Below are 25748 nucleotides of genomic sequence, written 5' to 3' on the forward strand. Positions count from 1 at the left end.
AGAGAACAGACAATGCAGAACATTGCGCCACTATTAGTCATTCTGGGTACAGTCGTAATGATCCATGCCATAAGGCCGACATTATCTATCTGTAAGAAAGACCAACGTATTGGCTGGCGCATTGTAGCCGTAATGACTTCTCTTTTTGTTCTTGCTTACTGCTGCTACACCTATTTTCTGATTAAGCTGCCCTTTGATCATATTGAACTGTTAATCGCTCCGGTGTTCCTGTTCGGCAGTTTCTATGTCCACCTCATCACTAATCTAAGCCTGCGAAGCATCAACAAATATCAGCAAGCCGCAGTTAAAGAGCATTACTGTGGGCTGCATGATGCCCTTACCGGTTTGAAAAATAGGAAATTCATGCTTCAAAGCATGAAAAGCAAAATGACGGATGCATGTCCGTTTGCTTTGATGCTGCTCGACCTCGATAAATTCAAACCCATTAATGATGCTTTTGGTCACCTGGCCGGAGATGCCTTACTCAAAGCTCTTGCAACACGCATGCTGGCTAATCTTCCCTCAAAAGCAGAACTTATCCGCCTTGGCGGTGATGAGTTTGCCATCATTCTCCCTTACGCTGATGCCCAGGAAATAGATAACTGCATCAAACAGCTGCAAAACAGCATCAGACATAAGTTTCTGGTTCGGGGAACCGTCGTACACGTCGACATGAGTATTGGTATTGCCTGCTACCCCTCTCAATCCACCTCAATTACCGAACTCATAAAATGTGCTGACCTGGCAATGTACGAAGCGAAGAAAAGCCATTACAGCTTCTGCTATTACTCCGCCAGTTACCAACCAAGTTCTAAGCAGCACATGCAGCTAATCGATAAGATCCGAAATGCGATAGAAAAAGAAGAATTCTCGCTGCATTTCCAACCAATCTACATTCCCGGCGCTAAAGAAATATACAGCGTCGAGGCCCTGATCCGTTGGCAACAACCGGACGGAAGATATATCTCACCCTCTCTATTCATCCCTGTGGCTGAAAAAGCCGGACTGGTTTCAGCAATATCAAAGCTAGTGATCCATCAGTCATTTCAGCAGCTTTCACGGTGGCAAGAACAAGGTTTCTCGCCACGACTTCAACTCAACTTGTCAGCCCATGATCTGGGTGACAACCAGTTAGTTGAATATATCCAAGCACGTTTAGAGCGATTCGATGTCGATCCCGGACTTGTCGTACTGGAAATCACCGAAAGTGCGATGATGAGAGATATTCAAACAGCAAAAGCAACGATGACTTCACTGTATAAATTGGGGCTGACTCTGTGTGTTGATGACTTTGGTGCAGGATACACATGCTTAACAATGCTGAGCGATCTGCCGATAAAGCAGATAAAAATCGACAGTCGCTATGTTATTGAGATGAGCAGAAAGAATAATAACTTCCAGATTATTTCCTCTGTGGCTTTCCTCGCTAAAAACATTGGCGCAGAAGTTGTCATTGAAGGTATTGAAAACGAAGGACAGCTCAAACGACTCAGTTCAATCCCAAATGCACTTTTACAGGGCCACTTTCTTTGCGAGCCGATGTGTGCACGAGATATTGAAGCTCATCTTCAACGGGAACAGCTTCTGTATATCGATTAACGATTTTTCATACGAAAGATAAAGTTAAAAATCTGACACAGAACACAGTTTTAGCCTACAATGTAGCGCTAACAAAATATCTAGGTGTTTACATGAAAATTTGTGCTGTTGAGCTACGAAGCAACGAAGCGGTTATCTGCCTACTTTCTATGTCGAACGGGTTATTTGATATCCCTGAGTGCCGAACTCAAAAGTTCATCATGAAAGATTCTCTCGACAACGTTGAGATGCGAGATTTCCAGTTTGCGTTCAAAAAACTGCTTGAAGACTACAAAGTTGATCGCGTAGTGATCCGCACTCGTGAAACTCGCGGCAAATTTGCAGGCAGCGCGGTTGGTTTCAAACTGGAAGCAGCTATCCAGCTAATTGATGACATCTATGTTGATTTCATCTCAAACTCAGAAATCAAACAAAAGCTGAAGCGTAACCCGCTGGCAATCGACTTCCGAGCAACTGGCCTGCGTCAGTTCCAGGAAGCAGCCTTCACCACAGGCTATGCTTACCTGAGCAAATAATACAAAAAGGGGGAGAATCAATGATTCTCCCCCTTTCCATTTAACATTCTGCCGACTCTGGTATATCAGGACTCAGGACGCTTTAACGGCCTGATCACCGACTCCAATCCTTCAATTTTGAATTCAAGTGCCAGCGCCATCAGCGTCCCCAACTCCCCTTCCGGGAAACCTTTTTTCTGAAACCACAGTAAATATTCTTCAGGTAAGTCAATAATCGCCCTACCACTGTATTTACCAAATGGCATCCTGACATTAGCCAGTTTCACTAAGTGTTCTTTCTGAAACATCATGTTCTCCTTAGCTGTCAGGATCGCCGATCAGTCATGCAGTTGCAACAAACAGAGTCAAGCATACAACCGCAAACTTAACTCATTAGTTATAGGCGCGGGCAAAACGACCAGCAGTGCTTGCTTTATAACTACCTGCATAAGCAGGAATAAACACGGATTCGCCTTTTTCCAACGTCAAAACTTCACCGTTAGCATGAGCCACCGTCAGTGGGGCATCAACAGCCAGCAAAATTTCTGCACTTGCCGGTTTCAGCTCAGTCTCCTGAACCTTGCTATATACGCTGAACTTAAAGTCAGGCACAGGGATCGGATAATGCAGACCGTCCTCATACTGTTCTGGTGCAAGCAGCAAAGTACCTGCCGGCATTGGAACGAAACGAGTATTCGCCACCAGCTCAGCAACATCCATATGCTTTGGTGTTAAACCAGCACGAAGAACGTTGTCTGAGTTTGCCATGATCTCCAGACCTGTACCTTTGATGTAAGCATGAGGTGTACAAGCGTCGAGGAACATTGCTTCACCCGGCTGAAGCGTCAGAACATTCAGCATTAACGGAGAAAACAGACCAATGTCACCCGGGTACTGCTCTGATAGCTCCAGAATCAGTGCAAACAGTTCATCTGACTTATGGTATTCAGCATAAGTCAGCAAGCCTTTAAGTGCGGCATCTTTCACTTCACCCTGCAGTGACAACATCGCTTCAAAGAAACAGCGCAGACCTTGCTCGTTCTGATCAGCTTCAAGTGCAGAAACCAAATCTTGCAGTTCGGAAATTTCCAGAGCGCGGAACAGGCTGACGATGTCAGCAAATTCACGGAAACCATTCATTGCCTGATAAGGCGTCAACGCATAAACCAACTCAGGTTTATGATTAGGATCTTTGTAGTTACGATGACCGGCACTAAGAGGGATTCCGGCTTCTTCCTCTTTAGCAAAACCGACTTCAGCCTGTGCCTTGCTTGGGTGAACCTGAATTGATAACGCTTTTTCAGCAGCCAGAACTTTAAAAAGATAAGGCAATTCACCAAACTGCTTTTCGGTTGCTTCACCCAAAATAGCCACCTTATCACCATCAATGAAATCAGCCAGACGGCTTTCATTGCCAGCTACGTCGATTTGAGAACAACCGTTAGGGTGCGCCCCCATCCAGATTTCAGCCTGAGGGTTACCCTCCGGGTTTGCGATACCGAACAAAGACTCAATCGATGTGGTACTTCCCCACGCATAGTCTTGAATAACATTGCGCATAAGGAAAAAACACGGGGAATTAGTGACAGTCATAGTGTTACCTCTAAATACTGATTTCATCAGTAAATGCTTATCTTGCTTACTCATGAAATAAGTATCCAACAACCAATTTGGACAGTTGAAACAGCCGGAAATTATATCAGAACAGTACCTGCTGTTGGACTACTTTCATATCAGGCACAAACCGTTCGGATAAAAAACTCCCTCCTTAATAAGGAGGGAGTTTCTGTACCGGTATGGGGGTTACTTCATTTGAAGACCGGTACAAATTAATATTTACGCAATCGCGGTCTGAGCTTTCGCCTGGCGCATTTTCTTCAGTGAAACCGCAACCAGAGCAGTCACAACAGAACCGGCAATCATACATACCAGCGCCATCAGTGGCTTATTCATTGCACCCAGCAGGGCAACAACCGGACCACCGTGAGCCACGCTGTTTGTAATTCCGAATGAGAAAGCCATCACAGCTGCAACCATTGAGCCGAGAACGTTAGCCGGAATCACTGACATAGGATCCTGGGCGGCAAAAGGAATCGCACCTTCAGATATACCAACCAAGCCCATTGCACCCGCCGCTTTACCGGCTTCAATCTCAGAATCTTCGAACAGGTTCAGCTTACGTCCCATTACTGTGGCAAGGCCCATACCCAATGGAGCAACCGGAATTGCACAAGCCATTGCGCCCATAAACTGAGTCTGCCCACTGGCAATCATGCCAACAGAGAACAGGAAGGCAACTTTGTTGAACGGCCCGCCCATATCAAAGCCGGCCATACCACCAAGAACGATACCCAGTAATACAACGTTACCCGTACTCATTGATGTCAGCATTGCATTCAAGCTGTCCATCAGGCTGGCAATCGGAGCACCGATGACAAAGATAAACAAGCCAGAGATAAACAAACTACCAACAATCGGAGCAATCATGATTGGCACCAACGGCTGGATAAACTTGTGGTAATTGATGCTTACCAACCACTTAACAAAGTAACCAACCAACAGGCCTGCGATAATGGCACCGATAAAACCTGTACCAGCTTCAGCACCGTAAAACGAACCATTGTTTGCAATCCAGCCACCAATCAGACCCGGAGCCAGTGCAGGACGATCGGCAATCGCATAAGCAATGTAACCGGCAAGGATCGGAATCATCAAAGTAAAGGCGACAACACCGACATCCAGTACCTTCTGCCACATGCTGCCTTCCGGAATAGCCATACCGGCTTCAGTCGGCTGACCGCCCAGCGCAAGAGAAAGTGCAATCAACAAACCACCGGTCACAACAAATGGGATCATGTGAGATACACCGTTCATCAGATAGCGGTATAAATCTGAACGAGCCTGAGAAACTTTGCTTTCTGACTGAACCGGTGCTTCTTCACCTTCAGCCTGATAAGGAGTCGCCTGCAATGCCTGCTGAATCAGCCCTTTACCGTCTTTGATCGGTGCTTTAACTCCGGTTTTAACCAGTTTCTTACCGGCAAAACGCGTCATATCAACTTGCTTATCACAGCTGACAATAATAGCTTCAGCCCGCTCAATCTCTTCAGCTGTCGGACTGTTCTTTACCCCGATTGAACCATTGGTTTCGACTTTAATTTCGTACCCCAACTCTGCTGCTGCTTTTTCAAGTGCTTCAGCAGCCAGATACGTATGAGCAACTCCGGCAGGACAGCCTGTCACACCAATAATCAAACCGTTTTCAGCCGCCGGAACATCTTCATCAGATTCTGTTTTTTCAAGCAACAGGTTCAAGGCATCCTGAGCATTTCGGGCTTTCATGAAAGCATCAATAAAACCATCTTCAATCAATTTTGATGACAGTTCCGCCAATACTTCAATATGGTGATTAGCACCGCCATCCGGCGAGGCGATCATGAAAAACAGTTTTGATGGCAGGCCATCCTCAGCTCCATACTCAATACCATTACGACTGATACCAATTGCCACAGCTGGCTCTGCAACTGCAGCACTCTTGGCATGAGGCAGTGCGACTCCATCCTCAAAACCGGTATTACCCAGCTCTTCCCGCGCATGGATATCAGCCAAGAACTGTGCTTTATCGTGAACTCGCCCTTGCTTGTGCAGCAGGTCGATCATCTCGACAAAAACCTCTTCTTTGGTATTAGCCTGAAGGTCCAGGCATATCAGCTTCTCATTAATCAAATTAGTGATCATGAGTATTCCCCCCTGGGTGATTTTATTATTCAGCGATAGTGTTGCCGTTGGGAATATTGTCAGCTAATCGGCCTCACGCTTATAGTGTACCAGAGAGGCATTTACTGGATATTTGTAACATAGACATGATTATGTGATCTAATTCTCACCTCCCAAGCCATATGAAACAAAAGACATTATTTAGCATATAAGCCATGTTAAACAGCTACTTATAGCTATATTTAATGGATTTTCGCTTGGTTGGTTTAAATTTAACCAAAAGGTAAAACTAGAATAAAGTAACCATGACAGCGCTACTCATCAGGTCATTTTGCGTGACAAGCTTCACGATTCCATACCATTAGTAATGGCTTTTTATAGCCGTCGGTTTCTACGTTATGAATAATATTCCTATACCGACTAAACATATCGACAGACCATCACTCCATGAGCCAGATCTTCCATAACGTCATCGAAACACTGCTATCTGAACGTGAGCACTTTAATCGCATTTGGTTTGCGGGTGATCAAATGACACCGCCGCCTTTCAGCTATCAGGTAAACTTCCCTCGTATGGAGCTGGTTATCAGCGGTGAATACATCAATGAACTGGAAGATCCGGAGCATGGGATCACTGAAGTGAAGATCATGGCTGGAGATGCCATTTACATTCCGCCCAACAGCTGGAATAAACCAAACTGGGATACCGACTGTTCCGTACTCAGCCTACTGTTTGGTCGCCGTCAGCTCGGTTTCAGCCTAGTTAGTAAACGAAAAGGACAACAGTCGTTTTACGATATTCAAAAGCACAGTATCCAAACCCGCACAGGTCATGCCATTGACCACATCCTCGCAGCCCTTAATGCCCTTGCCAATGAACCAATTCAGAAACCAATGGATGAATATCTGATGCTGGCGCTACTCAGCTACTGTCAGTCTATGCTTTCAACGCCAACCGGTTCGGCCAGGAATCACAGTGAAGATTTGTATCAGGGGATTTGTATTTATATTCAGGAGAATTTCCACCGCTCAGTCAGCCGGGACTCCATCGCAAAACGATTTAATATCACACCGAACCACCTTTCACGGCTTTTCCGCCAGCAAGGCCACATGCGGCTCGCCGATTACATTACCTGGGTAAGGATCGACCGCGCCAAATTTATGCTAAAAAAATACACCTTCAGGTTGAACGAAGTAGCGACCCGGTGCGGATTTCAGGATGTAAACTATTTCTATCGGGTATTTAAAAACAAAACCGGAATGACGCCATCTGAATATCGCGCAATGGATTAAGAAAGACACTTTACGTGTTATCGCTGAATGCTTTGGACAACGTATGTAGGATCACCGCTTTCAAGGCATCCGGCACCCGATTTGCTGTCAGTAACTGGCAAAAATCAGGCTCCAGCAGTGAGCGGGAGAAATGAGAAAAAGCTTGGATATGAGGGCGTTGAGGCGGAGCCGGTAGTAACATCGCAATCAGCAAAGAAACCGAACCTCGATTTGACGCCCAATCGACGGGTTTCGGTAAACGAATCACAGCCATTGCAGGCTGCTCAATTGCATCACTCATTACATGAGGTAACGCAATACCATTCCCCATTGCTGTCGAAGAAACGGCCTCTCGCTTACTCAGTAAATCAAACAGCAAGGAAGCTTTATGCTCGACCTTCTCAGGTTCGATTCCTGAAACCATCATTCGACACAATCGCTCTATCAAAGCCGACTTATCCTCTACGCCAACCTCATCCGTTAACTCCTGATAAGTAAAAGACATTTCAAACGGAAGGAAAAAAGTCGGATTATTCTCGTCATGACTTTCGACACAGAGGGCATAACGGCTTTTCTTGCGGCTACCGGTTTTCACCAGGCTAAACTGCTCTGCAACAAAATCGGTCAGCACCATACAAGCCAACTCGGCATCAGAACCTTCAATCAACAACTGGCACAAATCTCCCGGCCTTGAGCCAAGGCTCATTACCCTGAACGTCTCCTCGACATTAGCCTGAAGCAGACGAGTGATGTTCATCATCACGACGACAGAGCGGAAGTAACCAGCCAGAGTTTTCAGCTGATTCAGCTTCCAGACGGGAATACCCTCATCACCGATAACAAAGGTAATTCGACGCTCAATCATAGCTCCTTACAACGCTCCAGAACACTTCCGGCATCAGTCAGTACTTCTTCGATAGTCACACAGTGAATAGTACTGCCGGTAAAGCGGGCGCGGTGTTCAATTTCAATATCCGAGGCAATCAGAACAACATCTGCGCGGCCAATGTCCTGAATGCTCAGTTGATTTTCAATCCCCATTGCGCCCTGGGTTTCTACAGTGATTTGAATGCCCTTTTGCTGAGCCGCTTTTTTTAACTCAGCTGCTGCCATATAGGTATGCGCAATCCCTGTCGGACAGGCGGTTACGGCTACTATTCTCATAATTATTGTTTGGTTTCTATTTAATAATTGATAGAAGCCGTCATTGTCCCCTTCTTACTCGTCCAGTCAAGAAAGGAAAAATGCAAAGCTGATCTCAATTAAAAAAACAAAGTCAGAAATTATTCAGAAAATAAGGAATCACCAAGGCATTAACTAAATCAATAAAGAATGCGCACACCAGCGGCACAATAATAAATGCCAGGTGTGAATTACCGTAACGCTGGGAAACAGCAGACATGTTGGCCATCGCTGTTGGTGTTGAGCCCAGTGAGATTCCGCCGAAGCCCGAGCAAACCACAGCCGCATCGTACCCCCGCCCCATCGCAGGGAAAACAATAAAAAGATTAACCAAAACAGCGACGACAAACTGTGCGCCTAAAATGGCAAAAATCGGTCCGGCCAGATCCACCAATGTCCAGAGCTGCATACTCATCAACGACATCGCCAGAAATGTACCCAGTGAAATATCTGCGATTAATGCCACAGCAGGCTTGCGCGAGGGCCACTTTGTACCGGAAATCCGAGGGTATGAATCAGGAATCAAATTGGTGATCAAAATACCGGCGAACAGGCAGGTAACGAAAAGAGGCAGTTGTACAATATCTTCTATAGACTCATTAATAATGAAACCGAGTATCATGCAGATATGGATAGCCAAAATAGCGTCCAGAAAATCAAAGCCGGTGATTTTCCCCTCTTCAGCTTCCTCTGAAACCCCAACATCCAGCTCTTCTTTATGATCGGGTTTAAGGTCATAGCGATTGATGAGGAACTTGGCAATTGGCCCGCCCATCAAGCTGGCCAGTATCAGACCGAAAGTGGCGCAGGCGATCCCAATCTCCATCGCATTTGTAACACCAAAACCTTCAGATATCCGTGGAGCCCAGGCAATAGCCGTTCCATGACCACCAATCAGGGAAACACTCCCGCCCAGCATACCCACAGGTGTATCCAGCCCGAACAACGCAGCAACACTGATACCAGTCAAATTCTGGACAATCACATAGCCGATAGTAATGGCAAGCAGGATAATGAGCGGTACACCGCCCTTGAGCAAATCCTTGAAGCTGGCGTTTATGCCAATCGTAGTGAAGAAGTACACCAGCAACACATCACGCGCCATAAGGTTAAACTCAACTTCAACACCTGTAGCAATAAAAACCAAAGCAATTAAAACAGAAAACAAAATTCCGCCAGTGACAGGTTCAGGTATGCTGAACTCCCGTAAAGGCGTAAACATGTGGTTCAACCTTCGTCCGACAAACAGAACGATAATCCCCAAAGTCACAGAAAAGAAAGAGTCGATACTCAAGATTCCGCTAGCCCAATCCATCTCCATTAATTCTCTCCCTCCTGAGTGACTACTCGTCTGATTGTCAGATCACACCTTAGGTTCCACTTGCGCATAAACGATTATTTATTTGTAAGTAAATTTAAATAAGTGATCTTTCATCATTAAATGAAATTTGATGCCTAACTTCATCCAAAGCTATAACATTTTCTCTGAATATCAACTTATCCGACTAACATTAGTCGATCATGCCAAGTGAAGAAGAAACGGAATTGAGATACAACTCTCTTTACACTTCAAGTGTCCACAAAATGAATACATTAAAACTGAGCGATGCGTAAAAATGCACTCAGCTTTTCGTTCGCTTCTTATATTCTGAATACCACAGTATAAGCCACCAAACATATGAAACAGATATATCTTTACGATATAACATAACACTTATGTTGTATGATAATTAAAGCTAATGATTTTGTGGCAGTGACAAAAAAGACGACATATTTCTGATTCTACTATGCTTTTATTTGCGTAAGTTTTTGAGTCATGATGAATTACAATAAAGAATCATTATTCCATTAGTCTCACATTCCAAGTTGATCTCATTCACAATTATCCGCCCAGAAAGATTTACTTAAACAAATGACTTTTGACGTGGTTCATAATATAGAAACAACAATAATGATAGAAAAAATATACAGACCCAATTCAAGTTCTTATTTAGTACAATTATCACAATATTATTTTTGACCTATTAGTTTAATAAAAAACATTCGCAGTACTTTTATAAAATACACTATCAATTACAAAACCAAAGCTTCAAATCATAACTGACAACACTAATCTTTTGTTCTCAGCGAGTCATCAAAGCATCTTTATTCGAATAAAAGAATATTAGAAAGTAATAAAATAATCATCTTTATATGATAATTTTGTCAATTAATACCACTATTATTTTTGCGGTCAAAATCACTTTTGCAATTCAAATTTTGAAACTGATCAATATAAAATCAAATCTCTTCTTTTCATGATGATTTTAGAGCATTTACTCACCAATCAAATCACTCAAAAAAACATGATAAAATTAACAATTATGATTTAAGGTGCAATCAATTTAATTTAATAATGATAATGTGAGTGCTCTTGTTACTCAGCAAGTCAGTTGGCATACGATTAAATAAGCAACAAACAATCAAATTATAACGTTGCGACTTGAACAAGAAGTGAGAAGCTTAATGTACAAAATAAATGACTGGATTCTCATCAAAGATGCATCTCTGTTACGTCATACAGAAACCAATGAGGAAAAACGCATCGGCAGTCATGACTTCCTTGTCTTACTTGCCCTGTGCACAGACGCAGGCATTGTCGTATCAAAGGAGACTCTTCTCGAGAAGGCATGGCCTGGAAAAATCGTTTCCGACAGTTCTATCACCCAAGCTATCAGTAATATTCGCAATTTAATTGGTGATAATGGTAAAGATCAAAAGTGGCTAAAAACAATAGCTAAGGTAGGTTACAAATTAGAAAGCGAAATTGTTGAGAAAATCGAAAAGAATGAAAATAAAGAAAACTCTCAAGAGGTAATAGAAAGCAAAATAGAAGAAAAAGAGCAACAAACAAAGCAAAAAACAAAACCAACAATATTTAAATTCATAAAAACAAAATGGCCTTATTTCTCAGGCTCACTTATTTTCATGCTTTCATTTTATCTTTTAGGTGATGCACCTTATTTCCCCTTTAGTAAAAGCGAGCAACAAAACGATTCAGTTGGCCTAAACAAGGTTTATTCTGATAGCAAATTAAAAATATACTCTGACAATGATGATTTCATTAAAGCGATTTCCAGCGCAATTAATTCAAAGCTTATTTCCGCACCGGAAAGCAAATCACCAAAGTCAATTTTTCTGATGCTAAAGAAAAATAGTCTATCCATTGTTGTTATAGATAAGAATGAATCTATTCATAATAAAATCATTCTGCTTGAGAACAATGAAACCATCAGTGACATTGAAAAAATCACAATGAAAGAGGTCTCTCGTTTTGTATCTTAAAGGATTATTCTTAGCCAGCTCCATGGCTGTATTTAGTATTTCGAGTTGGGACTTTATAAACAAGATGCCAGCAACTGCACTCAGCGGGTCTTATCAGATCAAGTCGACTGCCAGCAGCTATCAAGGTAAACGGAACATCGAAATCTTTATCGAAAACCGTAACATCGATATTACGACCGTCTTTTCCGAATCGGGGCTCAATAACATCATTGAGGTTCATACCAAAGGAATCATTGATGACAAGCTGAATGGCCAGTATTCAATGAGCATTACAGAAGAGTCGTACAACAAAGGACTGATCTTCTCCCCGGAAGATATCCGCATGTACAACGAACTGCTTAGTGCGGCGAGAAAACTACCGGGACACAATAAATGGAAAGTGCTGGCTTCAACCGACAATTACGTCGTTGTCGCCACAAATCAGGGTGATGGTCAACTGATGGCTTTCAACCGTTACCATATGGATTAAAACTAAAAAGCCAACTGACTCGAAAGGCTGAGCAAGAAAAACCAGAGCTAAGACAACGTATGCAATAAGAAAAGACACCTCGGAATGAGGTGTCTTTCATTAAGTGACAATGTAACCATTGATGTAAGGTGTTCAGGTCTCTGTTTCTTGTCGAGCAAATAACTTATGCCCGTACAATACTCTTGACTGACTCCTGCTGGCTTCGCATCACTTCTTCCAGCTTCTGCCGTGCATCACGGATGACATCAAGGTAGAACTGCATTTGCTGCCCTTCATCTTCTGCTGCCGTTTCATGCACTTTCTGCACAGCTTCCAGCTCTTTACCTTCAGCCTGCTTCAACTTGGCCTGGTAATCGATCTGGGTTGTGACAAACTGACCCATTGCGGAATAGATCTGGGTCTTAGCCTGCTGGAAATTATTGTAACTTTGCAGTTGAGCATCAGAGAGCTTCATGTTCATGCCCTTGATCGCCGATTTCATCTGCATTGCACTGGTTACCATAGTCATACCCGCAGAAATCCAGCCGGAAACCCGCTCAAGTTGGGCCTGCTCACGCATTTTGTCAGCCTGACCTTTAATGGCGTCCACCGTAAGTTCCCTTTCCGCAGTACGGCTCTCACGAGCCTGCTGGCGCTGAGCAAGAGCAATTTTGTGCATCAGGGTCAGAATATCGCTGATCTGCACCATACTGTCTTCATGGCTCAAGTTGCCTGTCTCATTATAAGCTTTGGCATATTGTCCGTTACCGACAGCCGCTGGCATATCCAGCATATTTTTCCCCGTTCCCGGAGCCGATACCGACGTACCTCCACCCTGTATAACAGTCACAGCGGGTTGTGAGCCAGTTGCTTTCTCCGCACCGCAAACGACCTCGGCCCCCTGCAGATTACCAGCCCCGTTCAGCGCAGGATCTAAAGGTCGATTCGACGTTAAATTATTCATATTAACAGTCATCATTTTTCTCCTATGCGCTGATATATCGGGCCATCTGAGAACGGGACTCTTGTCCGTCAGACAGAATTGCCATTACATCGGAAGTGTTGTCCTGCATCTTTTGCAGGATCTCCTGGATCCGTTCCATCTCCTCTTCCAGCATCAACTGAATTCGCTTAAGGTAGGCACTGATTTCCTTGGCATCGGCACTGTACATATCGGCCTCGTATTTGGCTTCGGTTGCGACCCCTTGCGAGACCCCCTGTCCTAGCCCTGAAACCGCGGCGGTCAGTTTCGCCATCTGCGACACAATCCTGGCGATTTTCATTGCGGTTGTCGTGGCTGCCGCGGCGGCGGTTGTCGCTCCGGCTCCAAGACTTAACGCAATACTCGCCACCATAATTGTCACATTGGCAGCTATCTGCGCCGCCTTTTCATCCATACCGCATGCCTGGAATACTTCTGACACAGCATCGTTTAACCAGTTTCCTGTCTCAGAGGAAATCTGTTGTGTCAGCATCAGTGCCGCACCTGCCAGCATCATCGCTGCAGCAGGGGCACCCACTCCCGTTGCAATCATGGCAACCGAAGCGATGACCGTTGCAATAGTTGCAATCCAGCCGAAAATCTTGGCGAACAAACCGCCCTTCTTCGCTTCTGCCATTTTCTCAATGGCTTCCTGAAGCTTTTCTATACGTTGATCATGCAGGGCCTGATTTTTTTCCTGCATGCCTTTGATGTCATTGGTATTGAGTTTAAGTTGTTGATCCTGCAGTTTCATCTGCACTTCCATCAGCGCACGGCTGACGTCTTCCTTATCAGCCAGCGGCATATCGAGTATCGGCGGACGGACAGACGACGTATTGTTTGTCTTCCCCGGCCCTTTACTCACCGCTACCGGCTGTGGAACAGCTGCTTGCGTGACAGCCTGCCTGAGATTTTCCACCAACTCATTCTGGTTGGTTTGCAATCCCGGCGCAGCGAACTTGTCACTAAGCGGATTGACTGGATTCATTCATTGTCTCCTGAGTAGAAGCATCTAACTGCCGATGTAAGTTGGCAGCTCTGCTACACAGTTCATCAAATTGTGAGTGCTTCTCGGATAACTGACTGGCAGCATAAAAACCACTTTTCGCCTTCTCCCGCTGACCTAACGCCAAATAACATTCAGCCGCGTGAAATGGCGGACGGGGATCGGTACAGTCAAGCACACCAGCATAACTGAACGACTCAATTGCAGGCTGGTACTGCTTCTGCATTTGCAAGCAAGAACCGAGTGCAATGAAATGGCGTAACCCGTAGTGATCAAACAGGCACAGGAAGCGAAATACTTTTTCGGCTTCGGCATAGCTTCCGCCCTGATAGAGTCCGTATCCAACCTGGTAGAAAGTCTCTAAGGTCTCGGGGCTCAGCTCATACAGCTCACCGATAGTACCGCCACCGCTGAGATACTTGTCGATCTCCTGCATCAGGGATGCATCAACTGCTGCTGTCGTCATCTCACTCACCTCAAATTAACGCAAGTTGCCAACAATAGAATCGATAGACTGGCCGTACTTGGATACGAAGTTCGACAGCATTTCAAAACTGTTGTTGTACTTACCCATAGTTGACTGCAACTGAGCCATATCCAGCTGAGAAGATGAAGTCAGGCTTTCAGCTTTACCTTTCAGGTTTTCCAGCTGTAGCTGCATGGTTTTACGGTTGTAGCTATCGGAGCGGTTGAAGTCAGAGAAGTTAGCGGCCAGATAATCTTCAACTTCGGGAGAAAGGGAACCGGTGTCATCGTCATCAGTACCGACCTTACTCATGTCGTTACGCAGTTGTGACATAACGCCATTGATCTCTTTAAGATCTTCGTTCTTAGCATTGATGTTTTCGATTTTGTCGCGCACCTGTGAATCAAGCAGATTTGAGCGATCCATCATTACCATCATCATCAGTGAATCCAGAGATGCGGCGGATGGGTTAAACGTTGTACCGGTCACTCCGGCGGTTGGGTTAATCGCTGTCATAATGTGTCCTTAATTAAACTGAAATCCCACGAATACGGCGTGGTAACTTGGTAGATTGAGTGGTTGTGCTGGAAATAGTTGCCATTTCAGGTTGGTTCATAAACTGGCGTTGCTCGATTTCCCGCTGTCTGCGTTGTTGAGGAGTCAGTTGGCCCTCAAGAATAGCCTGCAAACGATCCAGCTTATGTTGGGCAACAAAAGCCTGGTACTGTTTACAGCTCTGTTCTGCTTCTGCCAGTTTTTCAGCCTGCTCAGAAACAAAATCTTCAATAGAACGCGCTTCTTCCATAATGAATTCGCCTTAACGCAGATTACCGACCAGTGAATCAATGCTTGAAGCGTACTTGCTGGTGAAGTTCGACAGCATGTCGTAAGACTGGTTGTACTTATTCATCGAAGACTGCAGCTTTGCCATATCAAGCTGGGACACAGAAGTAAGGCTGTCACCGAAAGACTGCATTGAGGAAAGCAGGTTCTTCCAGTCATCTTTGCTCAAGTAGCCATCCTTGTTATCAGGGATTTCAATATTGTTATCCTCAAGGAATGTTCTCATCTCGGCACTCATCTTCACCGAATTATTACCGATGGTGTCATCTTCATTGATAACTTGCTGGCTACCCATTGCCTGATTACTGGTTACCCGATTTTGAGATTCCTTGTCGGTGAACCATGAATTGGTGCTGCCATTGGCATAAAAAACTGTGCCATCGTTAGTTGCGGCATCAACTTCCAATCCGTCCAGTTTCGGCTGCGAAATTGTCGGGTTGTTATCCGCAATACCCGTTACCTGGATATGCTGGTTGCCCTTCGTAATAGCCAGAGAATCAGTCACTGTGTTGGCATAACCACGTTCTGCCGTACCGACTGAAATCTTGGTACCGTCATCCAGTGCAAATGTCACATTCTGTTTAAAGTCCCAGTCTGTGCCATCACCGTTTTCATCAACATGCGGGTCGCCCCAAATCTTTGTGGTGTTACCTGCCGCATCTGTGATTGTCCAGTCACGGTTTTCATTGCCGACAGTCACAACGTAGCCATTGTCTAGCTTGATTTGATTACCTTCGACAGACCAAGTCGGATTCTCAACAATATTGGTAGACTGCTGAGCCTGACGAGCTTCCGCAGTAAACTCCTGAAGCTGACGCATTTTCTCATTCTGACCATTAATCGTTGAAATACCGTCACGGATCTGACCGTCCAGAATGCTGGTACGTTCAATCATGACAGCCATCATCAAGTCGTTCAGTTCCGGCTTTTGATCTCCGGCATACATATTGACCGACTGAGTACCGGCAAGACTATTTACCGTATTCATCCCTAATTTCCTTCTGTGGGTTTAAAACTAAATAAACACTCGTCCGCTGCGCTGTCGAACAGGTTTGGCTTGTTGTTTATGACGATCTGGCTGAGCAGACGGTCCGGCTGTAGCCAAAGCATCAACCTGCGTTACCGCAGCTTGCAGTTCGCCTGATGCAGCTTGAGTGTTTACCAATCGGGTTGCCTGCTCCACACTAACCGGACAGCTGGCAATAGCCCGTTCTCCCTGCCCCAGCATCTGATTGGCTGTGGCAAGCAAGTCTTCGTTTTGAGTCAAAGCGGAAGCCAGCGGTTCAGGCCGGATATCGGCTCCTTCAATTGGCATCACCTGTCTCCCTTGTTAATTCTTTTTCAGGCAATGACTTTGATGGTTTGAGAAATGAAAAACATGAAAAAAAGCCGATTTGAGGAATTAATCTGACCTCAGATCGGCTTTAGGTTATTAAGGTGGTTATTGGAGGACGTTGTAGCAAACTTTAACTACAGGCCGACACGGTTCAGCGCCTGAACATTGACGCTGTCACTGAGCTCCTGAAAAGACAACACAGGCAATTCATACGCTTTAGGCTCAATCAGTTTCTTCACATAACGGCGAATATCCATTGCTGTGATCACAACCGGCATGTGCGGTCTCGCGCGCAAATCCCCCGTTGTTGCCAGTAAATTGTTGATCAAGTTTTCAGACTGCACCGGATCCATTGCTAAATAGCTGCCTGCCGATGTCTGGCGGATTGCCGCCCTAATGGTTTCTTCCGCTTCAGGCGTCAGCATAAATGCCGGCAACATATTCTGCTCATTACTGTACTTATGGCTGATATAACGTTTGAGGGAAATCCGGACATATTCCGTCAGTTGGATGACCGATTTTTCTTTCTGGCTCCATTCCACAACAGCCTCCAGAATCGCCCGCAAATTTCGGATCGAAATCTGTTCCGACACCAAACGCTGCAATATCTCGGTCAATTTAAAAACTGGTAACTGACGCTGAACTTCACGCACCAGCTCCTCAAATTCTCCTTCCATATGTTCCAGCAACTGGCGGGTTTCCTGCACACCGATAAAATCCTGAGCATGACGGATTAACACCTGATGAATATCAGCCAGAACCGCATCACTCAGCGAAATGATCGTCAGCCCCATTCCGGCTAACTCCTGCTCAGTTTTATCTTTTACCCAAAACAGCCCCTGATAACTGAACGGAGCCTGCTCATAATTCACGCCAAGAATTTGCAGTTGCTGTTCATCAGCCATTACCAGCGCCGCCTCCCCCAACAACAGGCCGGACATCACCGGGATCTCATGCACCATCAACTGGTACTCCCCTTTGGTATTTCCCGCCCCCTGATTTTCATCCGCAGGCTGACAGAACAAGTGAATCGTCGGGTAAGGCACACCAAGTTCACGAGTCAGATTTTTGCGAAGCTTTGCCAGGGAAGCTGACAGAGACTCTACCTCAAACCCTTTTTCTGCCAGCTCAACAACAGAGAGCGAAAGCGGTAATGTCAGCGAAAACCCATCTTCACTGTCATCACCATCCGCCGCCTCAGATGGTGATGATGAAAAGCTTTTTGAGGCCGTTTGAGATTTTTTTGAGCGTCTTAACAACCATTGAGACGCCAGTCCCAGCCCGCTGGCCAGCACCAAAAAGGTCACAGTCGGGAATCCGGGGATCAAGGCAAACAGCAAGAGGATGGCACTGGCAATCAACAGAGCATTTGGCTGATTGATAATTTGATTACCTATGTCTTTACCCAAATCTGCCGACGCTTCTGTCGATACCCGGGTCACAATAATCCCGGAAGTGATGGCAATAAAGAGTGCCGGGATTTGGGAAATCAGTCCGTCACCAATGGTGAGAATCGCGTAAACCCCGAGGGCATCCCCAGCCGGAAGACCACGCTGCACAACGCCTATCGTGATCCCGCCCAGCAGGTTAACCACTATGATGATCAGGCCCGCGATCGCATCGCCTTTCACAAACTTCATCGCCCCATCCATCGCACCATAAAGCTGGGACTCTTTTTCAACCCGGCCACGACGAAGCTGGGCTTCTTCCATGTCAATTACCCCGGCGCGCATATCACCGTCGATACTCATTTGCTTACCCGGCATCGCATCAAGGCTGAAACGAGCCGACACTTCCGCCACACGTTCTGCACCTTTGGTGATCACCAAAAACTGGACAATGGTGATGATCAGGAAAATAACCGCACCGACAACCAGATTGCCGCCGACCACAAAGTTACCGAAGGTATAAACAATCTGTCCGGCATCAGCCTGTAGCAGGATCAGTCGGGTTGTCGTAATCGATAAGGAAAGACGGAACAGCGTAGTCAACAGCAACAAAGATGGAAAAGAGGTGAACTCCAGAGGAGTATGGATGTAAATCGCCATCATCATAAGAATGACCGCAATTCCAAGGTTCGTTGCAATCAAAATGTCCACCAGCTCTGTTGGCATCGGCAGAATCATCATGAAAACAACCGCTATCAACAGCAATGCCAATACCAAATCATTTCGACCGGCAAGACGGCTCAATATCGCTTTCATGCAGCCACCTCCCGGTAATCACCGGAAACGGCACTCAACAGAACTTCTTTTGCCAACTGTGGATATCCTAATTCAAAAAGAGTGACGGCCTCAGCCCGGCGCACCACAGGCTGACGACGCATATTAATTGGCACCATAGCCAAAGCCTGCAATGCCTCATCAAACAAGCTGAGGTGGTTGTATATCTGCGGGCAAAGCGCACTGGCAGCCTCATCACCGTTCACCGACAGCCACTTTGCAATCGGGGCAGCAGCGCTCCATTGTCGCTGCTGCAATAAATTAACCAGTAAGGTTTGCATCAGGGATACTGCCTGTTTCGATTCCATATAAATACGTACCGCCTGCAGCCTAGGCTGCGATCTAAAAACCCGCGCTCTAAAACTACAGTTATAAAAGCCAGAGATATAAAAGCCTGTAAACCGAGAGCCAGAGAAACAAAAGTCAGGAGCTCACCAGACCGGATTTAATTAAATTAACTTCTCGCTGAACCAGCCAAAGACTTTCAATTACCTTTACCGCCTGCTGTGCTTCATCGGTATTTTCGCCTAACAAGAACTGTCCGAGTTGCTGGTATTCCCCCACTCCGACAGCACGCGGCTTGTTTATCTGATGTGCCTGATACCATTCGTCCAAAGATTCTCCGGGCAAAGGGGAAAAAGCTTGGGACGAAAGAGGCAGAACTTTTCCAGATTTGATTTCAATCTGTCGTGATCTATCAGGAATACGATCTGAACGAGCCGGACCTGAAAGTGGAATGCGGGATTGAGATTCCGAAGAACCTGATATGCCAGACGAGCGAGTAAGATTAAGCCGGGCTGAAATACTAACCATTGTTCTGAGAAGCCGCCGCCCGTTCGATTAACCAATCGATATGTTGATTGAGAATATGAGTGCGAACTTCAGCCAATGGCAACTGACTGACCAGCCATACCTGTTGATGCTTATCCAGCACAACCTGATTAGAAAGCGGCGAAGGTGCCAGCAAGTTCAGTAAGAAAATATGATCTTTAAGATCGTTCACCACTTTAATAGGTAATGCCAGAGACAACCATTGCGCATTCCAGCTTACTTCCAGCTGAGCGGTATCATTTTGAACTTGCTGCCATTGCGCAGTCACGCGTTTATCAAGGGCCGACTTTTCAATAACATGGCGCGGTAACGCACAACGAATCGAACCGAGTTCCTGAGCAAATCCCTTTGCAAGAGTATCCGGAATCGCAATATCAAAACCGGAAAGAAACTCAACCAGCGCGTGCTGTGCATTACTGTCCATCGAGCCACATCTCTTCTTTATCGATCACCTGATCAATGCATTGCTGTAAGCTATCCATCACCCGATTACGCTGCTCAAGTCCCGGGTACAGTCCGTCCGGCAAATCGCCAGCAATCGCCTTCATACCCTGCTGTGTGACAACCTGAGCAGGGAAAGCCGTAATGTTAAGTCGCTGCATCATCTGAGCCATCTGGCGTACCGTGACAAACTGGCTGTCTGGAAAAGACAGAACCTGCTCCATCAATAACTGTTCATCAACTGGCACAAAAAACTGTCCCTGTATCTGACGGGCTAGATCTACAGTCTGCTCGAATATTCCTTTGAGTTGTTTAAGCTGATTGAGGTTTTGCATCACCATCGCCAAAATATCGCGATCCTGACTAGGCTCCAGCGCATGATAGTCAGCCGATAACGCTCGCTGATGTATCTCCGCCGCCTGCTCCACCGAGCCATACTGTTTCGCCATCTGAACAAGTTGACGCCATGCCCGACTGTGACTCTGATAGTCGGTCAGATCACGGTAAGACTGCCTCGCCTCAGACAGCTGCTCCGTTGGCAACTCTTTAGCAAAAACCTCAGACGTATTTAGTCCAGCCAATACATTTCTGGCATTTTTCTCTTTAAACGCCTTCAGCGCAGCTTCATAGTGTTCACTGTCTTGCGAGTCACTGGCTTCAGCAAGCAACTGACCAGCCATGTATTGCAGCGATTCATCGTCGCTGAACGACTTCAGGTTTTCGATAAAGGCTTCAGCGGTCTGGGAACGCCCCAGATTAGCCGCAACAAAATCGACCAACTTCTGCTGTTTTTCCAGATCCGGAGCTTTCTCAAGAAGCTGACGGATTTTTTCTATCCAGGCCAGCCTGGCACTGTCATCTTTCTCTGATTTTCTCTCGGCCATTGATTTCGGCCGTTTTTCAGCCAAAGCAAAGCTCAGTTCCTCTGCCGAATCAGCAAGGCTACTCTTATCCAGCACAGCGACGCCGGAGACTACACTATCAGCTTTCGCACCGCCTGAATTCAGACCGGCTGCCACAGCTAAATTTCCCGGCATATGTCCTGATACTTCTGCCATGCCAACCTCTTTTCACAGGATGATTCCAATTGTGCTTTTGTAAGAAATTACGAGATAAAAAGCCTAAAAAAGTTCTCAAAAATCGCTGGTAATGCGCCTCAGAGAGAAATCACAACTTTATTAAGACTCTCATTAAATGAAACGGGAGAATCATCATCCTAAGAGATTTTTCAGGCAGGAAATTCGATTGCCAAACCGAGAATTCCCAACCAGTCAGGCTGACTTAAACCCTGATAACAGTGCGTCAGAAACGCTTCAAAACTCGACATTCAATGAAGCACCTGATGCCCGTCTTATCAGCCGCCTGAACCGACTTCATCAACGCATAGTGGAACCTTATTCCTGTCAGAGTGCTGGTAAGGTGATCGGCGTAACCGGCAATATCATCCGTTCAGTACTGCCGGATGCCGCCCTCGGTCACATGTGCCGACTTGAGACACCGAACCAGCCAACTCTGTTTGCAGAAGTAGTCGGGATTCAATCTCCTTATGCCCTGCTGGCACCACTTGGGGAATCTCGCGGTATTTCAAGCCAGACACGAGTTATCAATGAAAAGCGTCAGCATGAGATCTGGGTCAGCGATGCCGTGTTGGGAAAAATGCTCAACGGATTGGGCCTTCCGATGGATGGCAGCTCGCTTCAGCAGGCAGAACCGCAACTCAATGAAAACGGTCAGTGGCGTCCAGTATTCAATGCCGCTCCCAATCCAATGACCCGACCGCCAATTGCTAAGCCTATTGCGCTGGGTGTCCGCGCAATCGACACCATGCTCACTATGGGTGAAGGCCAGCGAATGGGGCTGTTTGCGGCAGCCGGGGGCGGTAAAAGTACCCTACTGTCGATGATCCTCGCCAACACCGAAGCGGAAATCGTGGTTCTGGCCCTGATTGGTGAACGTGGCCGCGAGGTGCGGGAGTTTGTTGAACTGCATATGAGCGAAGAAGTTCGCAAAAAAGCAGTGCTGGTCATTGCGACTTCTGATCGCCCTTCCATGGAACGGGCACGCGCTGCACTGGTCGCAACAACAATCGCAGAACACTATCGCGAGCAAGGCAAAAAAGTGTTGTTGATGATGGACTCTCTCACCCGTTTCGCCCGTGCAATGCGTGAGATGGGACTGGCGGCTGGTGAACCACCGACACGGCGCGGTTTTCCACCTTCAGTTTTTGAACAACTACCGCTGTTGCTGGAGCGTCCCGGCAATACTGAACAAGGCTCGATCAGCGCTCTTTATACCGTTCTGGTGGAAGGTGATGACATGACAGAACCCGTCGCAGATGAAACTCGTTCGATCCTCGACGGCCACATCATTCTCTCTCGTGAACTGGCAGCTGCGGCCCACTACCCGGCCATTGATGTTCTGCGCAGTGCCAGCCGGGTTATGGGCCAGATCACCGCACCGGAGCATCGTCAGGCAACAGAACAAATCCGTAACTGGATGGCCGTTTATGAAAAAAGCGAGCTGTTAATACGTTTGGGGGAATACCAGAGAGGCACAGATCCGGCAACAGACATGGCTATCAGCAAGCAGCCGCAAATCCGTAGTCTGTTATGCCAGGCAACCCATGAAAAAAGCCCTTTCAGGGAAGGCCTTGAACAACTGCAAAGCGTGATCCGATAACCATGTGGCAAACCCTGATTGAGATAAAAGACCGGCGGAAACAAGCCGCCCTGAGCACGGTTAACCGGGCAGCGACTGAGCTGGAATCAGCAAAAACCAAACTACCGGAACTGGAACAGCAATTATCGCTGGCCGAAGCTGACTATCAAACGTTGGCAACAGCCCCTTTTTCCAAACAAAGCCTGATGTCACAACACGCGCTGGAATTGTGGCGACAGAAGCTCGGGATTGCCCAACAACACATTGAAGCGTGTGCGCACCAACTCCACCAGCACCAACAACACATTACAGAACTGGAAAACAAACTAAATCAGTGTCGGATCGATTACCAACACGCACAGTTTAAATTAGAAAAATCTAAAGAGATCAAGAAGCTTTATGAAACTGCCGACATCGCCCGTCAACGCCAGCAAGAAGACAATGCCCTCGACGAGCTTCCTCCACGAAGGCCAACAGCTAACCTCGATAAAGAAGCATTCCCGTCATAGCGATCGGGGTACTGGTTTTTATCAAAAGGAAAAACGACAGGCAGAATCGGCTCAAACCGAGGCATTTTCACAACTGGTTCAGATGACAGGTTTACCACCTCAAACCTGCAAAGAGCGGCAAGTAAGCGCTATCGAAACCGATAACCGCCCGGAAGCCTGTACCACACTCTCGAATATTGAACATCAGAGTATCCGGCAAATCCGGCAATGGGCTGATCGTATCTGGCTCAACAGCCAACGCGATAACCTACTGGTCAGTACCAGCATCGGTTCAGCCCCTGTCACCATTCAATCCTCAATTCAACAGGGCAAAATCAATATTGCCATTTACTGCGCTGATGAAGCGTTTACCAAGAAAATGCAGCAGGAAAAATGGTTGCTGGATCGTAAACCCGGACTACGCCATATCCATACCAGCATTAGCTACCAAGCCTCCCATCAGACGGAATCTGTCTACTCGGAGAATCCAGAAATGGCTGATTTTGCCCCGATGAGTGAAGAAACGACTGTATGACCCGGCAGCACGTTATGACAACAGCAAAAGAGTGGCTAAGCCAGTTTGCCGACCACTACCACTTTGACACAGATATTCAGGCTGATGACCAGCGCTGGCAGTGGCAACTGTCTCTCAGCGACGTTAAACCACGCTGGCTGATCAGCGGATATATGAATGGAACCAGCTTCCATATTGGTTGTGAACCTCAGTGTGTACTCGGCTGCATTGAACAGGCGATCACCGAAGACATCTTTTCAGCCCTTCCTCATGGTTTTCAGATGATGCTGGTTCAACAAGCCGCAGAAAACTGGCTTCGAGCTATTAAAACATCATCCAATCAAGCTAGTAATCGCAATCAGCTTGAGAACGACGATCTTACAAACGACCTTGTTGTTGAATCGCTCAAAGCTGATATCACAACATCGGAAAACCTGACTATTTGCCTTAACGGTTCCAGAACGAAAACTAGAACAGGAACCAACAGCCAGGCTGATTCTGACGTTCACACCATCAAGCTCTATTTTTCAACCGACAGCGTAGCCGCTCATCCTTTACTGGCACCTCTGCTTAAAAGCTGGCCACCTCGCCCGGTGCACGATCAGCCACAAATGCCGGTCAAATCCAGCCTGATTGCCGGTTTTCAATCACTGAGTCGAGCAGAATGCGTGCAACTCCACACAGGCGCCCTGTTATGCCAGGGACATTACTATTTTCCACGCGCTTTACTGGCAATTGAAGGAAACGCCAGTGGCTTCTTGCTGCCAATTAACGCTGAACATGACACCAATAATATTGAAGAGCCAAGCCATCTTGTTCAGGTTTTAGATCTGCCATTTGCCTCAGCCCCTGCACTCTCTCCATCAAATGTCAGCAATGAGCCGAGTTATACCTCTACCCCAGAACAAGCATCAGATGAGCACCCCGATAACTACTGGCTGGTTATGAAATCAGAAACACTGTTCCTGTCCCCAGAGTGCGCATCAAGGCTGAAAAGAGCTGAAATTGACACCAACAGTGACGAAATCGCCACAATCATAACAATGAATCAGGCCGAAAGGCCTATGGTCGAATTGTTCCTGATATATCCAGGAGCACTTGTTCAAGAACAATACTGCGGACAAGCTGAAATTGTTGAATATCAGGGCCAAACGGCGCTGGCTATTACCCGCTGGTTCTTTCCTTCCACAATACAACCAGAGGAGCCGGCAAATGCTCAGTATTCCTGATCCCTTTACCCTCATTGCAGGGCTGGCCGCACTGGGGTTAGTTCCCTTTATTGCCATGATGGCGACCTCATTTGTCAAACTGGTGGTCATTTTCTCGCTGATCCGTAATGCCCTTGGTGTCCAACAGGTTCCGCCCAATATGGCACTGCACGGCCTGGCGCTGATCCTGACTATTTTCATCATGGCTCCGGTCGGCTACCAATGCTATCAGGAAGCGCTGAATATCAACGTCGACTGGAAAGACAGCGGTCAGGCAATAGAAGCGGTATCAACGGTACTGGAACCATATCGCCAGTTTCTGCTGAACAAAGTGACGGATTCGGAAGTACGTTTCTTTGCCGACACAGCCAAACAGCTTTGGCCCGCCGATCTGCAAGACATCGTAACCGAAGAAAACTTTCTGGTTCTTATCCCAGCTTATACCGTCGGTGAACTAACCGCAGCATTCAAAGCCGGATTTCTGCTCTACCTGCCATTCATAGCAATTGACCTGATTGTCTCAAACATCCTGCTGGCAATGGGGATGATGATGGTCTCGCCGATGACCATTTCGCTGCCGTTCAAGCTGCTGCTTTTCGTCTTACTTGATGGCTGGCCGAAGCTCACCCACGGCATTGTCCTGAGCTATCAAATGGGGTGATGTGATGGAAGAAGGCATTGTTTTCAAGGTGGTAAGTTTTCAAGGTGACAAGGAAA

At 46.5% G+C, this 25748-nt stretch carries 28 protein-coding genes; 10 read left to right on the plus strand and 18 right to left on the minus strand.

Features of this window, described 5'->3' with window-relative positions; translation table 11 throughout:
- Nucleotides 1–12 precede the first annotated feature (12 nt).
- Nucleotides 13–1599, plus strand: coding sequence for a putative bifunctional diguanylate cyclase/phosphodiesterase (locus AACQ93_RS23195; protein ID WP_064609240.1), 1587 nt, complete (start codon nucleotides 13–15; stop codon nucleotides 1597–1599).
- 92 nt (nucleotides 1600–1691) lie between these two features.
- Nucleotides 1692–2114 carry a DUF3010 family protein gene (locus AACQ93_RS23200; protein WP_007462622.1) on the plus strand — a complete coding sequence of 141 codons (423 nt, stop codon included), beginning with the start codon at nucleotides 1692–1694 and terminating at the stop codon, nucleotides 2112–2114.
- Nucleotides 2115–2179: 65 nt separating this feature from the next.
- Here the strand turns inward: AACQ93_RS23200 and AACQ93_RS23205 are convergent, their stop codons facing one another.
- The 3 genes from AACQ93_RS23205 to AACQ93_RS23215 all read right to left on the minus strand — a co-directional run bounded on the left by AACQ93_RS23205 (nucleotide 2180) and on the right by AACQ93_RS23215 (nucleotide 5831).
- Nucleotides 2180–2401: a DUF3820 family protein gene (locus tag AACQ93_RS23205; protein ID WP_007462624.1), complete on the minus strand. Its 222-nt coding sequence runs from the start codon at nucleotides 2399–2401 to the stop codon at nucleotides 2180–2182.
- 85 nt (nucleotides 2402–2486) lie between these two features.
- Entirely contained in the window at nucleotides 2487–3686 is a 1200-nt protein-coding gene (gene manA, locus AACQ93_RS23210) for a mannose-6-phosphate isomerase, class I (RefSeq protein WP_064609735.1), read from the minus strand.
- Nucleotides 3687–3929: 243 nt separating this feature from the next.
- A complete protein-coding gene (locus AACQ93_RS23215) occupies nucleotides 3930–5831 on the minus strand; it encodes a PTS fructose transporter subunit IIABC (RefSeq protein ID WP_064609242.1) in 1902 nt (633 codons plus the stop codon).
- 426 nt (nucleotides 5832–6257) lie between these two features.
- Here AACQ93_RS23215 and AACQ93_RS23220 point away from each other — a divergent pair, with 426 nt between their 5' ends.
- Nucleotides 6258–7103, plus strand: a complete 846-nt coding sequence (locus tag AACQ93_RS23220) for a helix-turn-helix domain-containing protein (RefSeq protein WP_064609245.1) — start codon at nucleotides 6258–6260, stop codon at nucleotides 7101–7103.
- Nucleotides 7104–7113: 10 nt separating this feature from the next.
- Here AACQ93_RS23220 and AACQ93_RS23225 read toward each other — a convergent pair whose 3' ends face one another.
- From AACQ93_RS23225 to gltS, 3 genes are all read right to left on the minus strand, one after another.
- A complete protein-coding gene (locus AACQ93_RS23225; RefSeq protein WP_064609247.1) occupies nucleotides 7114–7947 on the minus strand; it encodes a PTS sugar transporter subunit IIA in 834 nt (277 codons plus the stop codon).
- On the minus strand, nucleotides 7944–8246 hold the full coding sequence (locus AACQ93_RS23230) for a PTS fructose transporter subunit IIB (RefSeq protein WP_064609248.1): 303 nt from the start codon (nucleotides 8244–8246) through the stop codon (nucleotides 7944–7946). Before AACQ93_RS23230 ends, AACQ93_RS23225 begins: the two co-directional genes overlap by 4 nt.
- A 112-nt stretch (nucleotides 8247–8358) precedes the next feature.
- A complete protein-coding gene (gene gltS / locus AACQ93_RS23235) occupies nucleotides 8359–9579 on the minus strand; it encodes a sodium/glutamate symporter (protein WP_036798711.1) in 1221 nt (406 codons plus the stop codon).
- 1190 nt (nucleotides 9580–10769) lie between these two features.
- Between gltS and AACQ93_RS23240 the strand changes: the two genes are divergently transcribed.
- Together AACQ93_RS23240 and AACQ93_RS23245 are read left to right on the plus strand one after the other, a co-directional pair.
- Nucleotides 10770–11588, plus strand: a complete 819-nt coding sequence (locus AACQ93_RS23240; RefSeq protein WP_064609250.1) for a winged helix-turn-helix domain-containing protein — start codon at nucleotides 10770–10772, stop codon at nucleotides 11586–11588.
- 64 nt (nucleotides 11589–11652) lie between these two features.
- Nucleotides 11653–12057, plus strand: coding sequence for a hypothetical protein (locus tag AACQ93_RS23245; protein ID WP_157097643.1), 405 nt, complete (start codon nucleotides 11653–11655; stop codon nucleotides 12055–12057).
- A 163-nt stretch (nucleotides 12058–12220) separates the two neighbouring features.
- Here AACQ93_RS23245 and AACQ93_RS23250 read toward each other — a convergent pair whose 3' ends face one another.
- From AACQ93_RS23250 to AACQ93_RS23305, 12 genes are all read right to left on the minus strand, one after another.
- Nucleotides 12221–13015, minus strand: a complete 795-nt coding sequence (locus AACQ93_RS23250) for a hypothetical protein (RefSeq protein WP_157097644.1) — start codon at nucleotides 13013–13015, stop codon at nucleotides 12221–12223.
- A 7-nt stretch (nucleotides 13016–13022) separates the two neighbouring features.
- Nucleotides 13023–14006, minus strand: a complete 984-nt coding sequence (sctE, locus tag AACQ93_RS23255; RefSeq protein WP_007462637.1) for a type III secretion system translocon subunit SctE — start codon at nucleotides 14004–14006, stop codon at nucleotides 13023–13025.
- Nucleotides 13984–14490, minus strand: coding sequence for a SycD/LcrH family type III secretion system chaperone (locus AACQ93_RS23260; RefSeq protein ID WP_007462639.1), 507 nt, complete (start codon nucleotides 14488–14490; stop codon nucleotides 13984–13986). Before AACQ93_RS23260 ends, sctE begins: the two co-directional genes overlap by 23 nt.
- 15 nt (nucleotides 14491–14505) lie before the next feature.
- On the minus strand, nucleotides 14506–15006 hold the full coding sequence (locus AACQ93_RS23265) for a hypothetical protein (protein ID WP_007462641.1): 501 nt from the start codon (nucleotides 15004–15006) through the stop codon (nucleotides 14506–14508).
- Nucleotides 15007–15019: 13 nt separating this feature from the next.
- Nucleotides 15020–15295, minus strand: a complete 276-nt coding sequence (locus tag AACQ93_RS23270) for a hypothetical protein (protein ID WP_007462643.1) — start codon at nucleotides 15293–15295, stop codon at nucleotides 15020–15022.
- 12 nt (nucleotides 15296–15307) lie between these two features.
- A complete protein-coding gene (locus AACQ93_RS23275) occupies nucleotides 15308–16321 on the minus strand; it encodes a DUF1521 domain-containing protein (RefSeq protein ID WP_064609257.1) in 1014 nt (337 codons plus the stop codon).
- 27 nt (nucleotides 16322–16348) lie between these two features.
- On the minus strand, nucleotides 16349–16648 hold the full coding sequence (locus tag AACQ93_RS23280; RefSeq protein ID WP_064609259.1) for a hypothetical protein: 300 nt from the start codon (nucleotides 16646–16648) through the stop codon (nucleotides 16349–16351).
- Between the two features lie 155 nt (nucleotides 16649–16803).
- On the minus strand, nucleotides 16804–18873 hold the full coding sequence (sctV, locus tag AACQ93_RS23285) for a type III secretion system export apparatus subunit SctV (RefSeq protein ID WP_064609261.1): 2070 nt from the start codon (nucleotides 18871–18873) through the stop codon (nucleotides 16804–16806).
- Nucleotides 18870–19199 carry a hypothetical protein gene (locus tag AACQ93_RS23290; protein WP_064609263.1) on the minus strand — a complete coding sequence of 110 codons (330 nt, stop codon included), beginning with the start codon at nucleotides 19197–19199 and terminating at the stop codon, nucleotides 18870–18872. Before AACQ93_RS23290 ends, sctV begins: the two co-directional genes overlap by 4 nt.
- Nucleotides 19200–19314: 115 nt before the next feature.
- Nucleotides 19315–19506 (minus strand): hypothetical protein, encoded by a 192-nt coding sequence (locus AACQ93_RS23295; RefSeq protein WP_064609265.1) that lies wholly within the window; start codon nucleotides 19504–19506, stop codon nucleotides 19315–19317.
- Between the two features lie 190 nt (nucleotides 19507–19696).
- Nucleotides 19697–20146, minus strand: a complete 450-nt coding sequence (locus AACQ93_RS23300; protein ID WP_064609268.1) for a hypothetical protein — start codon at nucleotides 20144–20146, stop codon at nucleotides 19697–19699.
- Nucleotides 20136–21221 (minus strand): TyeA family type III secretion system gatekeeper subunit, encoded by a 1086-nt coding sequence (locus tag AACQ93_RS23305; RefSeq protein ID WP_064609270.1) that lies wholly within the window; start codon nucleotides 21219–21221, stop codon nucleotides 20136–20138. Before AACQ93_RS23305 ends, AACQ93_RS23300 begins: the two co-directional genes overlap by 11 nt.
- A gap of 187 nt (nucleotides 21222–21408) precedes the next feature.
- Here AACQ93_RS23305 and AACQ93_RS23310 point away from each other — a divergent pair, with 187 nt between their 5' ends.
- From AACQ93_RS23310 to sctR, 5 genes are all read left to right on the plus strand, one after another.
- Nucleotides 21409–22842 carry a FliI/YscN family ATPase gene (locus AACQ93_RS23310; RefSeq protein WP_157097645.1) on the plus strand — a complete coding sequence of 478 codons (1434 nt, stop codon included), beginning with the start codon at nucleotides 21409–21411 and terminating at the stop codon, nucleotides 22840–22842.
- Nucleotides 22843–22844: 2 nt separating this feature from the next.
- Complete coding sequence (sctO, locus tag AACQ93_RS23315; protein ID WP_007462660.1) at nucleotides 22845–23330, plus strand: type III secretion system stalk subunit SctO; 486 nt, start codon at nucleotides 22845–22847, stop codon at nucleotides 23328–23330.
- An 82-nt stretch (nucleotides 23331–23412) separates the two neighbouring features.
- Nucleotides 23413–23844, plus strand: coding sequence for a hypothetical protein (locus AACQ93_RS23320; RefSeq protein WP_064609272.1), 432 nt, complete (start codon nucleotides 23413–23415; stop codon nucleotides 23842–23844).
- Nucleotides 23845–23858: 14 nt separating this feature from the next.
- On the plus strand, nucleotides 23859–25052 hold the full coding sequence (locus AACQ93_RS23325) for a hypothetical protein (protein ID WP_157097646.1): 1194 nt from the start codon (nucleotides 23859–23861) through the stop codon (nucleotides 25050–25052).
- Nucleotides 25036–25692 (plus strand): type III secretion system export apparatus subunit SctR, encoded by a 657-nt coding sequence (gene sctR, locus AACQ93_RS23330; protein WP_064609276.1) that lies wholly within the window; start codon nucleotides 25036–25038, stop codon nucleotides 25690–25692. The genes AACQ93_RS23325 and sctR overlap by 17 nt, the downstream gene beginning before the upstream one ends.
- The last annotated feature ends 56 nt before the right edge of the window (nucleotides 25693–25748 follow it).

The organism is Photobacterium sp. J15 (assembly GCF_963870815.1).
Lineage (GTDB): Bacteria > Pseudomonadota > Gammaproteobacteria > Enterobacterales > Vibrionaceae > Photobacterium > Photobacterium marinum.